This window comes from Phycicoccus endophyticus (assembly GCF_011326735.1).
Classification (GTDB): domain Bacteria; phylum Actinomycetota; class Actinomycetes; order Actinomycetales; family Dermatophilaceae; genus Phycicoccus; species Phycicoccus endophyticus.
The window spans coordinates 249,033-260,835 of sequence record NZ_JAANCN010000003.1 but is presented as its reverse complement, the minus strand read 5'-3'; the positions used below and the strand labels follow the sequence as shown (position 1 = coordinate 260,835).

Annotated in this window: 11 protein-coding genes; 8 read left to right on the top strand and 3 right to left on the bottom strand. The window is 76.1% G+C overall.

Features of this window, described 5'->3' with window-relative positions; translation table 11 throughout:
* Positions 1–2: 2 nt before the first annotated feature.
* Positions 3–458 (top strand): hypothetical protein, encoded by a 456-nt coding sequence (locus tag G8D98_RS05795; protein WP_166100235.1) that lies wholly within the window; start codon positions 3–5, stop codon positions 456–458.
* A gap of 80 nt (positions 459–538) precedes the next feature.
* On the opposite strand, the gene G8D98_RS05790 is transcribed toward G8D98_RS05795, so the two are convergent.
* Complete coding sequence (locus G8D98_RS05790; protein ID WP_166100232.1) at positions 539–1,480, bottom strand: 1,4-dihydroxy-2-naphthoyl-CoA synthase; 942 nt, start codon at positions 1,478–1,480, stop codon at positions 539–541.
* A gap of 95 nt (positions 1,481–1,575) precedes the next feature.
* On the opposite strand from G8D98_RS05790, the gene G8D98_RS05785 reads away from it, so the two are divergent.
* Positions 1,576–2,574: an o-succinylbenzoate synthase gene (locus tag G8D98_RS05785; protein ID WP_166100229.1), complete on the top strand. Its 999-nt coding sequence runs from the start codon at positions 1,576–1,578 to the stop codon at positions 2,572–2,574.
* A gap of 49 nt (positions 2,575–2,623) precedes the next feature.
* Here G8D98_RS05785 and G8D98_RS05780 read toward each other — a convergent pair whose 3' ends face one another.
* Positions 2,624–4,021, bottom strand: a complete 1,398-nt coding sequence (locus G8D98_RS05780) for a mycothione reductase (RefSeq protein ID WP_166100227.1) — start codon at positions 4,019–4,021, stop codon at positions 2,624–2,626.
* Between the two features lie 152 nt (positions 4,022–4,173).
* Here G8D98_RS05780 and G8D98_RS05775 point away from each other — a divergent pair, with 152 nt between their 5' ends.
* The 4 genes from G8D98_RS05775 (at position 4,174) to G8D98_RS05760 (ending at position 8,647) form a co-directional block, all read left to right on the top strand.
* A complete protein-coding gene (locus G8D98_RS05775; protein WP_166100224.1) occupies positions 4,174–4,437 on the top strand; it encodes a hypothetical protein in 264 nt (87 codons plus the stop codon).
* Complete coding sequence (locus tag G8D98_RS05770) at positions 4,434–5,582, top strand: hypothetical protein (protein ID WP_166100222.1); 1,149 nt, start codon at positions 4,434–4,436, stop codon at positions 5,580–5,582. The genes G8D98_RS05775 and G8D98_RS05770 overlap by 4 nt, the downstream gene beginning before the upstream one ends.
* Positions 5,579–7,294, top strand: coding sequence for a 2-succinyl-5-enolpyruvyl-6-hydroxy-3-cyclohexene-1-carboxylic-acid synthase (gene menD, locus G8D98_RS05765; RefSeq protein ID WP_166100219.1), 1,716 nt, complete (start codon positions 5,579–5,581; stop codon positions 7,292–7,294). The genes G8D98_RS05770 and menD overlap by 4 nt, the downstream gene beginning before the upstream one ends.
* Before the next feature lie 117 nt (positions 7,295–7,411).
* Positions 7,412–8,647 (top strand): geranylgeranyl reductase family protein, encoded by a 1,236-nt coding sequence (locus G8D98_RS05760; protein ID WP_166100217.1) that lies wholly within the window; start codon positions 7,412–7,414, stop codon positions 8,645–8,647.
* Positions 8,648–9,067: 420 nt separating this feature from the next.
* Here G8D98_RS05760 and G8D98_RS05755 read toward each other — a convergent pair whose 3' ends face one another.
* Positions 9,068–10,378: an isochorismate synthase gene (locus G8D98_RS05755; RefSeq protein ID WP_166100215.1), complete on the bottom strand. Its 1,311-nt coding sequence runs from the start codon at positions 10,376–10,378 to the stop codon at positions 9,068–9,070.
* 90 nt (positions 10,379–10,468) lie between these two features.
* Here G8D98_RS05755 and G8D98_RS05750 point away from each other — a divergent pair, with 90 nt between their 5' ends.
* Together G8D98_RS05750 and G8D98_RS05745 are read left to right on the top strand one after the other, a co-directional pair.
* The gene (locus tag G8D98_RS05750) at positions 10,469–11,173 is read left to right on the top strand and encodes a demethylmenaquinone methyltransferase (RefSeq protein ID WP_166100213.1); all 705 of its coding nucleotides are present in this window, start codon (positions 10,469–10,471) and stop codon (positions 11,171–11,173) included.
* A 244-nt stretch (positions 11,174–11,417) separates the two neighbouring features.
* Positions 11,418–11,780 carry an NADH-quinone oxidoreductase subunit A gene (locus G8D98_RS05745; RefSeq protein WP_166100210.1) on the top strand — a complete coding sequence of 121 codons (363 nt, stop codon included), beginning with the start codon at positions 11,418–11,420 and terminating at the stop codon, positions 11,778–11,780.
* The last annotated feature ends 23 nt before the right edge of the window (positions 11,781–11,803 follow it).

The window sequence follows — 11,803 nt, the reverse complement described above, 5'->3', positions numbered from 1 at the left end:
CCATGGACGAGTCCTTCGCCCGCCACCTGGAGCGCGTGCGCGCCCACCGGGCCGAGCTCGGGGAGTCGATGGCGGCGCTCGACGCGGCCCTCGCCCTGCCGGTCGGGCTCGGGTCGGTCTGGCGCCGACGGGTCAGGGCCGCCCTCACCGAGCTCGCCCACGACCTGCGCGACCACGTCGACCTCACCGAGGCTCCCGACGGCCTCTACGCCGACCTGCGGGAGCGGGAACCACGGCTGTCGGCGGGGGTGCAGGCGCAGCTCACCGACCACGCCGAGCTGCTCGCCGAGGTCGACCGGCTGCTCGGCGAGCGGGACGAGGGGGTGCCGGGGGCGACGGCGGTCCAGGAGCACCGGGAGGCGGCGACCCGGCTCATCGGGCGGCTGGTGCGGCACCGGCAGCGCGGGTCCGACCTCATCCACGCCGCGTACGACGTCGACATCGGCGGCTCGGGCTGAGCCGCCGGCCGGGTCCCCGAGGCCGGCTCACGCGCCGACGGCTCGGCGGGCCGGGCGCGGGCTCCGACGGGGGTGCGCGCTCAGAAGTACCAGGGGAACGGTGACCAGTCGGGGTCGCGCTTCTCGAGGAACTGGTCGCGCCCCTCGACGGCCTCGTCGGTCATGTACGCCAGCCGGGTGGCCTCGCCGGCGAAGACCTGCTGACCCATGAGCCCGTCGTCGACGAGGTTGAAGGCGAACTTGAGCATCCGCTGCGCCTGCGGCGACTTGCCCATGACCTCACGCGCCACGGTGAGCGCCTCCGCCTCGAGGGTGGCGTGGTCGGCGACGAGGTTGACCGCGCCCATCCGCGCCATGTCCTCGGCGGAGTACGTCCGCCCGAGGAAGAAGATCTCGCGGGCCCGCTTCTGGCCGACCATCCGGGCGAGGTAGGCCGACCCGTAACCGCCGTCGAAGGACCCGACGTCGGCGTCGGTCTGCTTGAACCGGGCCTGCTCGCGGGAGGCGATGGTCAGGTCGCACACGACGTGGAGGCTGTGCCCGCCACCGGCCGCCCAGCCGCCGACCACGGCGACGACGACCTTGGGCATCGTGCGGATGAGGCGCTGGACCTCGAGGATGTGCAGCCGCCCGCCCTCGGCCTTGGTGCGCAGGGCGTCGACGGTGTCGGCCGTCTCGTCCTCGGCGTACTGGTAGCCCGAGCGCCCGCGGATGCGCTGGTCGCCGCCGGAGCAGAAGGCCCACGCCCCCTCGGCGCCGGTCCCTGCGGGCCCGGGGCCGTTGCCGGTGAGCAGCACGACGCCGACGTCCGGGGTGCGGCGGGCGTGGTCGAGGACGCGGTAGAGCTCGTCGACGGTGTGCGGGCGGAAGGCGTTGAGCACCTCGGGCCGGTCGAAGGCCACCCGGACGCAGCCGAGGCCGACCGCGCGGTGGTAGGTGACGTCGGTGAGGTCCTCGAAGCCGGGGACCTCCTGCCACGCCGAGGGGTCGAAGGTCTCGCTCACGCCGTCGATCGCCGTCACGCCGCAAGGCTAACGGCCGGGCGCTCGGCCCCGGAGCGGGGTGAAGACGGTCACCGGCGAGCGACGTGCCGGACGGGCCCGCCTACGGTGGACGCGTGACCGCACCGCCGCTGGAGGAGATCCTCGCCGGGCTGCGTGTCGTCGCCATCCCGATGCGGGTGCCCTTCCGCGGCGTGCGGGTGCGCGAGGCCGCGCTCGTGCAGGGGCCGGCCGGGTGGGGGGAGTTCGCCCCTTTCCTCGAGTACGGCGCTCCCGAGGCATCCCGGTGGCTGGCCGCGGCGCTCGAGGCCGCGTACGACGGCCTCCCGACGCCGGTGCGCGACGTGGTGCCGGTCAACGCCACCGTGCCCGCGGTGCCCGCCGATGAGGTCCCGGCGGTCCTCGGGCGCTTCCCCGGCTGCACGACGGCCAAGGTCAAGGTGGCCGAGCGCGGGCAGGGGCTCGCGGACGACCTCGCCCGGGTCGCGGCCGTCCGGGCGGGCCTGGGCCGCGGTGGCCGGGTCCGGGTCGACGCCAACGGGGCCTGGTCGGTCGAGGACGCTGCCGATGCGCTCGGCAGGCTGGCGCGCTACGACCTGGAGTACGCCGAGCAGCCGTGCAACACGGCCGTCGAGCTGCGCGACCTGCGGAGGCTGCTGGCCCGGCGGGGCCTGGAGGTCCGGGTGGCGGCCGACGAGTCCATCCGCAAGGCCGCCGACCCGCTGCGGGTGCGCGAGCTCGGCGCCGCCGACGTCGTCGTCGTCAAGGTCTCCCCCCTAGGCGGCGTCCGTGCGGCCCTCGGCATCGTCGAGCAGTGCGGGCTGCCCGCGGTCGTCTCCTCGGCGCTCGACACGAGCGTGGGCATCGCCGGCGGCGTGGCCCTCGCCGCGGCCCTTCCCGACCTCGAGTTCGCCTGTGGGCTGGGGACGGTGGCCCTGCTCGGCGGGGACGTCGCAACCGACCCGATGGTGCCCGCCTCCGGCTCGCTGCCGGTCCGCCGGGTCGGCGCCGACGAGGGCCTGCTGCAGCGATGGGCCGCCGCACCCGAGCGCGACGCGTGGTGGCGCGAGCGGGTCGCCGCCGCCTACGAGCACCTGCCCGACCGCGGTCGCTGACCAAGACCCCGTGCGGGCTCCGGCCCGGCCCGCGCTCGCGGCGGCGTCCTCAGGAGCCGAGGGGCAGCCCGAGCAGGGCGTTCTCGACGACCTCGGCGAGCGCCGGGTGGATCCAGTACTGGCCCCGGGCGACCTCGTGGGCGTGCTGGCCGAGGCTCACCGCCTGGATGAGGGGCTGGATGACGGTGGACGCGTGCGGGCCGGCCATGTGCGCCGCGAGGATGCGGCCGTCCGGGCTGGCGTGCACCGTGAGGACGCCGGTGGTGTCCTCGAGGGCCCACCCGTACGCGACGTCGCCGACCTTCTGGGTGTAGGTGACGAACTCGGTTCCCGCCGAATGCAGCTGGGCGGCAGTCGGGCCGAAGGAGGCCACCTGGGGGTGCCCGAAGACGGCGTGCGGCACGGGGCGCCCGTCCTCCTCCCACGGGGCCCCTTCGACCCGGCCGAGGTCGACGGCCAGGTTGTGCGCGACCCTGCGCGCCTCGTGGTTGGCGACGTGCTTGAGCTGGTGCGCCGAGCTGACGTCCCCGAGCGCCCACACCTTCGGCACGCTCGTGCGCTGCTGGGCGTCGACGACGAGCCGACCGTCGGGGTGGGTGTCCAGGCCGCCCGCGGCGGCGTCGACGAGGTCGCTGTTCGGGCGTCGCCCGACGGCCAGGAGCACCGCCTCGGCCTCGACGTGCGCGTGCCCCTCGGGTTCCTCGGTCTCCAGGCGCCACACCCCGGCCACGTGCTCGGCCCGGGTCACCGTGCTCGACAGGCGCAGGTCGTAGCGGTGGCGGGCGGCCTCGGTGTACCGCTCGGAGACCTCGTACTCCTCGGCCATGAGCAGCCGGGGGGAGCGCTGCACCTGGGTGACGTGGACGCCGAGGCCGGCGAGGACGTGGGCCATCTCGCACGCGACGAAGCCGCCGCCGACCACCGCCATCCGCGTCGGCAGGGACGCCATGCGCATCACGGTGTCCGAGGTGTGCACGCCGCGGTCCGGGTCGGGGCCGGTCAGCCCCTCGACGGCCAGACCCACCGCGCGGCTGCCCGCGGCGACGACCATGCGCTCGGCGGTCAGCTCCTCGCCGGTGTCCAGCACGAGCCTCCGCGGGCCGGTGAACCGGGCCCGGGTGCGGTAGAGGGTGACGCCGTCCTGGCCCTGCCGGTACTCCTCACCGCCGCGGGAGATCGGGTCGATCCGAGCGAAGATCCGGTCGCGGATGGCCGGCCAGTCGACGGACGGCGGGTCGAAGGTGACCCCGAGGCGGTGGGCGTCCTGGGCGTCGACCACCCGGTCGGCCGGCACGACGAACATCTTCGTCGGGATGCACCCGACGTTGAGGCAGGTGCCCCCGAAGGTGCCCTTCTCGACGATGGCGACGTCCAAGCCCTCGAGCTGCGGCGTGAGCAGGGAGTTGCCCGAGCCGCTGCCGATGATGACGAGGTCGTGGTGGGGCATGGGGCTCAGGGTAGGTCGCCGGGGGTGCGTCCACAGGCGCCGGCTCCGGTGCCGTCCGTCCACATCCGCGTTGCCCGCCCTGGTGGCCGGGCGCGGCCGGGGGTGGCATGGAGCCCTCGGCGGGAGCGCCGTCGACGTCGGAGGGAGGGCCCGTGGAGGCCGTGGAGCTGGAGCGCCTCGCCGCGCGGGTCGAGGCCGCGGCGGAGGTCGTCGCGCTGCGCCGGGCCTCCCTCGGGCGGGCCGCGACCGCCTGGTGGGAGGGGCCCGCGGCGGACCGGTACCGCGCCGCCGTCGAGGACCGCTCGGCCCGGCTGGCCGCCCTGCAGGACGAGCTCGGCTGGCTCGGTGCGTCGGTGCGCGCGCTGGCTCGGGCGGTGGCGGAGGCCTCCGGCGACGAGGTCGGGCGGGCGTCGTGACCCGGGTGGCGGTCCGCTCGGCGGCGCTGCTCGCGGCGGCCCAGCGGCTGTCTCTCGGGGCGGAGGAGCTGCGCGCGCAGGGGGAGAGCGTCGGCGGGGCGCTCACCCGGTGCCGCTCACCGGGCGTGGCCACCGTCGGGGACCTCGGCCTGCTCGCGGCCTGGGTGCGGCTCGAAGGCGACGGGCTGCGCCTCGTCGGGCCGGCCGGGCTGTGGGGTGAGGCCCTGGCGCTCGACGCCCTCGCGGTGCGGCTGCGGGTGGCGGCGCGGGCCTACGCCGAGGTCGAGGAGGCGGCCGCGTCGGTCCTCGCCGGCGTGCACTCGGGGGCCGACGCCGCCGGTCGCGCCGGGCTGTTCGAGGAGTCCGGGGCGCACCCGGTGCTGCGCCGGGTTGCTCCGACGTGGTCACCCGCCCCGGTGCAGCGGCCGGCCGACCTCGTGGCCCTCGGTGAGGGGCTGGACGGCGGCCGGGTGCGGGTCGTCGAGGTCGCCGACCCGGGGGGTGGGTCGGCCTGGGTGGTCGCCGTCCCCGGCACCCAGACGTGGTCCCCGCGGGCGGGGGCCAACCCCTTCGACCTGACGGCCGACGTCCGGTCGGTCACCGGGGACGCGACGCTGGCCGCCGCAGGGGTCACGGCGGCGCTCGACGCGGCGATGCGGGCATCGGCCCGGCGCCGGGGAGTCGGTGCCGCGCGTGTCGCCGGCGAGCCGGTGCTGCTCGTCGGGCACAGCCAGGGCGGCATCCACGCGGCCGCCATCGCCGCCGACCCCGACTTCGGCTCGACACACCGGGTGACCCACGTCCTGACGACGGGAGCGCCCGTCGGGGTCTTCGCCGTCCCGGAGCGCGTCCGGGTGCTCTCGGTCGAGCACGCGGACGACCCGGTGCCGACGCTCGACCTCACGCCCAACCCCGCCCGCGCCTCGTGGCTGACCCTGCGGGTCGGCGACGGGCCGGCCACCGACCCCGGCCGGCACGCCCTGGGCGAGTACGAGTCCACGGTGCGGGCGGCGCAGGACGCGCCGCGGGGGACGGTGCCCGGTCTCGCGGGCTGGGAGGTGTCGGCGGCGGCCTTCCTGCGCCGCCCGGTGCGCTCGGTCAACGAGGTCGCGATCGAGAGGGGGTGGCAGAATCCACGGCCGTGACCCCCTCCTCGGCGCTCGCGAGCGTGCTCGTCGACGAGCTCGTCCGCGGCGGGGTCACCGACGTCGTCCTCTCCCCGGGCTCGCGCTCGGCCCCCCTCGCGTACGCCGTCCTCGCGGTCGAGCGCACGGGCCGGCTGCGCCTGCACGTCCGGGTCGACGAGCGCTCCGCGGGGTTCCTCGCCCTCGGCCTCGCCCGGGGCAGCGGGCGCCCGGCGGTCCTCGTCACGACGTCCGGGACGGCGGTGGCCAACCTGCACCCGGCCGTGCTCGAGGCCCACCACGGGGGCGTCCCCCTCGTCGTGCTCTCCGCCGACCGACCGCACGAGCTGCGTGGCAGCGGTGCCAACCAGACGACCTCGCAGCCGGGGATCTTCGGGCCGGCGGTGCGCTTCGAGGCCGACCTGCCGGCCGTCGCCGCGGTGCCGGCCTCCGGTGAGCCCGTCGGCGCGTGGTGGCGCTCGAGCGTCTGCCGGGCGCTCGTGGCCGCGCGCGGTGACCTCGGGGCGGCCCCCGGCCCGGTGCACCTCGACGTCGCCTTCCGCGAGCCGCTCGTGCCCGAGGAGGACCGAGCACTGCCGGAGCACCTCGCCGGCCGGCCCGGCGGGCAGCCGTGGGTCGCGGTGGCGCCGGTGACGAGCCCGGCCGCGCCGGCACTGGAGGACCTCGAGCGCACACTCGTCGTCGTCGGCGACGGCGTGGACGGCGACGCGGCCCTGGCCTGGGCGACGGCCCGCGGCTACCCCGTCGTCGCCGAGCCGTTCGCCGGCCCGGCGGCGCGCGCGGCCAGCCTGCCCCACGGGCCGCTGCTGCTCAGCGCCACCGACTGGCTGGTCGACCACGCCCCCGAGCGGGTCGTCGTCGTCGGTCGGGTCACCCTGGCGCGCCCGGTCGCCGCGCTGCTGCGTCGTCCCGGGGTGCGGGTGGAGGTGGTCACCCGCGGTAGCACCTGGCCGGACCCCTCGCACCTGGCGGCACAGGTCCACCCCTGGAGCGCGCTCGCGGCCCACGACGAGCCCGCGGCCCGGCCGGCGCCGCGAGGGCCGTGGGCGCGGGCCTGGGACGAGGCCGGCCGGCGGGTGGCCGAGGCGGTCGCGGCGCGAGGGTTCCCCTGGCCGAGCGGGCTGGCCGTGGCCGCCACCGTCGACGCGGCCCTGCCCGACGACGGCGTCCTCGTCGTCGGCTCGTCCAACCCCGTGCGCGACCTCGACCTCGCGAGCGCGGGCCGGCCCGGGAGCACGACGCGGGTCCTCGCCAACCGCGGCCTCGCCGGCATCGACGGCATCGTCTCGACCGCCACGGGGGTGGCCCTGGGGGCCGGGCGACCGACGCACGCGCTGCTCGGCGACCTCACCTTCCTCCACGACGCGGGGGGCCTGCTGGTCGGTCCGGACGAGCCGCGCCCCGACCTCACCCTCGTCGTGGTCAACGACGACGGGGGAGGCATCTTCACCACGCTCGAGCCGGGCGCGCCGCAGCGGTCCGACGCCTTCGAGCGGGTCTTCGCCACCCCGACCGGCACCGACCTGGCCGCGCTCTGCCGGGCCCACGGGGCTGACCACGAGGTGGTGCGCTCCGCGCAGGACCTGGCCCGGCTCGTCGGCGCCACGCCGCGCGGGGTGCGGGTCCTCGAGGTGCCCGTCGAGCGATCGAGCCACCGGCAGGCGCACGCCGACCTGCGGGACCTCGCCGTGCGGGCCGTCTCCACCGGCTGAGGGTCGCGGTCCTCCGGCGCGTCCCGGGCCGGGGGCTCGAGGGCGGCCCCGGAGCCTGCGGCCGCTCCGCCGCACCCCGGCGCCCCACCGTCCGGGTGGCGTTGGGAGAATCCTCGTGTGCCGACCACCCCCACCCGTACCGACGTCCTCGTCGTGGGCGCCGGTCCCGCGGGGTCCGCCGCCGCTGCCTGGGCCGCGCGCGCCGGCCGCGAGGTCGTCCTCGCCGACGCCGCGACCTTCCCTCGGGACAAGACCTGCGGCGACGGGCTGACGCCCCGCGCGGTCGCGGAGCTGGACCGCCTGGGGCTCGGCGACTGGGTGCGTGGGCACACGGTCAACCACGGCCTGCGTGCCCACGGCTTCGGCCAGACCCTGCACCTGCCGTGGCCGGGTGGGACGCTGCCCGACCACGGCTCGGCCGTCCCGCGGACCGAGCTCGACGCCGGCATCCGCGCCTGCGCGCTCGAGGCGGGGGCCACCGGGCTCGAGGGTGCCAAGGCGGTCGACGCGAGGGTCGAGGGCGGACGGGTTCGGGCGGTCACCTTCCGCGGCGCCGACGACACGACCTTCGAGGTGGCCTGCGAGCGGCTCGTCGTCGCCGACGGCGTCCGCTCCGGGCTCGGCAAGGTCCTCGGGCGGGAGTGGCATCAGGACACCGTCTACGCCGTCGCCGGCCGGTGCTACGTCGACTCCGAGCGCTCCGAGGACCCGTGGATCAGCAGCCACCTCGAGCTGCGCGGCGAGCACGGCGAGGCCCTGCCGGGGTACGGGTGGATCTTCCCGCTGGGCGGCGGCCAGGTGAACGTCGGCGTCGGCACCCTCGCGACGACGAGGCGGCCCGCCGAGGTGGCGATCAAGCCGCTGATGCGGCACTACACGCAGGAGCGTCGAGCCGAGTTCGCGCTCGTCGGAGAGGCGCGCCGGCCGACCAGCGCGCTGCTGCCGATGGGCGGCGCGGTGAGTAACGTCGCCGGCCCGAACTGGGCGCTCGTCGGCGATGCCGCGGCGTGCGTCAACCCGCTCAACGGCGAGGGCATCGACTACGGGCTGGAGACCGGTCGGCTCATCGCCGGTCATCTCGAGGAGGATCTCGCGTCCGCATGGCCCGCGCTGCTGCGCGAGCACTACGGCGAGGCGTTCTCCATCGCCCGCAGGCTCGCCGGCGTCTTCACCGTGCCGCGCACGCTCGCCGCGCTCGGCCCGGCCGGGATGCGCAGCGACTGGCTGATGACGCTCGCGCTGCGCTGGATGGGCAACCTCGTCACCGACGAGGACCGCGACCGGGCCGCCCGCGTCTGGCGCTGGGCCGGCCGGCGTTCGGTGGCCCTCGATGCCCGCCCCCCCTTCACCTGACCCACCCCCCTTCACCCGACCCACCCCCGTCATCACCTGACCCACCCCCGTCCCCGAATCGACCAATAGGTCACGTCAGGCACACCGACCCGTGTGCCTGAATCGACCAATAGGTCACGAGAAGTACGTGGATGGTTGTCGCTGACGTGACCTATTGGTCGATCTGGCGACAGGTGGGCTGGGTGGGGCGCCGGTGGGTGTCGCTGACGTGACCTATTGGTCGATCTGGCGACAGGTGGGCTGGGTGGGGCGCCGGCGGGTGTCGCTGACGTGACCTATTGGTCGATCTGGCGACAGGTGGGCTGGGTGGGCGCCGGCGGGTGTCGCTGACGTGACCTATTGGTCGATCTGGCGACAGGTGGGCTGGGTGGGGCGCCGGCGGGTGTCGCTGGCGTGACCTATTGGTCGATTCGGGGACGGTCAGGGGGTGGCGGTCAGGGCGTCGCGCATCGGGACGAGCTTGGCGGAGGACTCGGCGAGCTCGTCGTCCGGGTCGGAGCCGGCGACGATGCCGCACCCGGCGAACAGCCGCATCCGCGTCGGGTCCCGAGGGTCCACCGCCCCGCACCGCAGCGCGATGCCCCACTCGCCGTCGCCGTCGGCGTCGATCCAGCCGACCGGCCCGGCGTAGCGCCCACGGTCCATGTGCTCCAGCTCGGCGATGACCGCGTCGGCCGCCGCCCGGGGCGTGCCGCAGACCGCCGCCGACGGATGGAGCGAGGCCGCCAGGGCCAGCGAGGAGGCGTCGTCGACGAGCACCCCGGCGACGTCGGTCGCGAGGTGCATGACGTTGGAGAGGTGCAGGACGAACGGGGCCTCGGGCACGTTCATCGACGAGCAGTGCGGAGCGAGCGACTCGGCCACCGAGCGCACGGCGTACTCGTGCTCCTCGAGGTCCTTGCTCGAGCGTGCCAGCGACGCGGCGAGCGCGAGGTCGTGGGCGTCGTCGCCGGTCGGGCGGATGGTGCCGGCGAGGACGCGCGAGGTGACCAGGCCCTTCTCACGGCGCACGAGCAGCTCCGGGGTGGCGCCGACGAGACCGTCGACGGCGAAGACCCACGTCGTGTCGTAGCGCTCGGCGAGACGGTGCAGCAGCCACCGGACGTCGAGCGGGGCGCGCGTGGTCACCTCGAGGTCGCGGGCGAGCACGACCTTGTCGAGCTCCCCGCCGGTGATCCGCCCCAGGGCCGTCGCGACGGCGGCCGACCAGCCCGACGGCGTGAGCGCGCCGTCGGAGAAGGCGACCCCGTCGGGCCGCTCGGGCTGCGGGTGCGCCTCCACCTCGGCGGGCCCGGGCACGGCGGCCACCGCCGGCCCGGCGCTCACCGTCGTCAGCCACGCGTGCTCACCGCGCCGCCCGACGAGCACCTCGGGGACCACGAGCGTGCCGCCGGCGGCGGACCCGTCGGCGTAGGCCACCGACCCGAAGGCCACCGGGCCGCTCCCGGGCTGGCGGACCTCGTCGCGGACGACGGCCGAGGCGACGAGCTCGCGCCACCACCGCTCGAGCTCGGCGAAGCGCTGCGGCCCGGACGCGACGTGCGAGGCGGCCCGCCCCCACCCCACGAGCCCTTCGCCGCGGCGCACCCACGAGCACGGGTCGGTCGCCGGGCCGGGGGGCAGGACGCGCAGCAGGTCCTCCGCCAGCGACGGGTCGACGGGCACCGTCCGGGCGACGAGGGGGGCGGCCGACGCCGACGCGTCCGGCCGGCCCGCGGGGAGGGAGGTCATCAGGTCGCCACGATACGGCGGCGACCCGGCCCGTCCGGCCACCGGGCCCGTGGCGGCGCAGCGCCGTGCCGCGGTGGGAGGATGGCGCGCATGTCCCGCGCCTCCCTCGAGAAGGACCCCCGCGACGTCGCCACGATGTTCGACGACGTCGCCTCCCGCTACGACGTCACGAACGACGTGCTCTCCCTCGGCCAGGACCGGCTGTGGCGACGGGCCGTCGTCGCGGCGTGCGACGCCCGACCGGGCCAGCGCGTCCTCGACATCGCCGCGGGCACGGGGACGAGCAGCGAGCCGTTCGCCGACTCCGGCGTCGACGTCGTCCCCGCGGACTTCTCGCTCGGCATGCTCCGGGTCGGGCACCGGCGCCGCTCGGACCTGGGGTTCACCGCCGCCGACGCGATGCACCTGCCGTTCGCCGACGACTCCTTCGACGTCGTGACGATGAGCTTCGGCCTGCGCAACGTCGCCGACCCCCCGGCGGCGCTGCGCGAGTTCCACCGGGTGACCCGCCCCGGCGGCCGGCTCGTCGTGTGCGAGTTCAGCACGCCGACCAACCCGGTCCTGCGGCGCGTGTACTCGACCTACCTCATGGGCCAGCTCCCGCGCATCGCGCGCCGGGTCAGCTCCAACCCGGAGTCCTACGTCTACCTCGCCGAGTCCATCCAGGCCTGGCCCGACCAGCGCGGCCTCGCCGAGCAGGTCGCGGCGGCCGGCTGGAGCGAGGTGCAGTGGCGCAACCTCACCGGCGGCATCGTGGCCCTCCACCGCGCGACGAAGGCCCCGGTCGAGGGTTAGGCCAGCCTTAGTGCACGGCCCCCGGGGCGCGGCCTAGACTGCCGACGTTCGTGAAGGCGTTCACAAGCAGCAGAGGACCCGTGACCAGCACGCCGCGCGCGGTGACCCGCGCCGAGACCGGGGGCGCGACGCCCCCGAGTGCGACGTACCTCACGCGGCCTAGGATGGCCCGGACGCCGCACGCGGCCCCGGCACCCGTCGACCACCCGACGCACCCGAGCAGCGAAAGGGGAGTTCTCCCGCGATGAGCAACCCCTACGTCCCCCTCCTGATCCTCCTCGCGTTCGGCTTCGGCTTCGCGGTGCTCTCGGTGGGGACGAGCCTCGTCGTCGGGCCCCGGCGCTACAACCGCGCCAAGCTCGAGGCCTACGAGTGCGGCATCCAGCCGACCCCCCGGGCGGAGGGCGGCGGCCGGGTGCCGATCAAGTACTTCCTCACGGCGATGCTCTTCATCATCTTCGACGTCGAGTCGGTCTTCCTCTACCCGTTCGCCGTCGCCTTCGACCAGCTCGGCCTGTTCGCGCTCGTCGAGATGTTCCTGTTCGTCCTCACGGTCTTCGTCGCGTACGCCTACGTCTGGAAGCGGGGCGGCCTGGAGTGGGACTGAGCACCGCACGCACACCCGCCAAC

What these genes read in the sequence shown, in the direction of transcription:
- G8D98_RS05795 (WP_166100235.1), top strand. Translation starts at nt 3, where the DNA reads ATGGACGAGTCCTTCGCCCGCCACCTGGAGCGCGTGCGCGCCCACCGG.
- G8D98_RS05755 (WP_166100215.1), bottom strand. Translation starts at nt 10,378, where the DNA reads ATGACCTCCCTCCCCGCGGGCCGGCCGGACGCGTCGGCGTCGGCCGCC.
- G8D98_RS05750 (WP_166100213.1), top strand. Translation starts at nt 10,469, where the DNA reads ATGTCCCGCGCCTCCCTCGAGAAGGACCCCCGCGACGTCGCCACGATG.
- G8D98_RS05780 (WP_166100227.1), bottom strand. Translation starts at nt 4,021, where the DNA reads ATGCCCCACCACGACCTCGTCATCATCGGCAGCGGCTCGGGCAACTCC.
- G8D98_RS05745 (WP_166100210.1), top strand. Translation starts at nt 11,418, where the DNA reads ATGAGCAACCCCTACGTCCCCCTCCTGATCCTCCTCGCGTTCGGCTTC.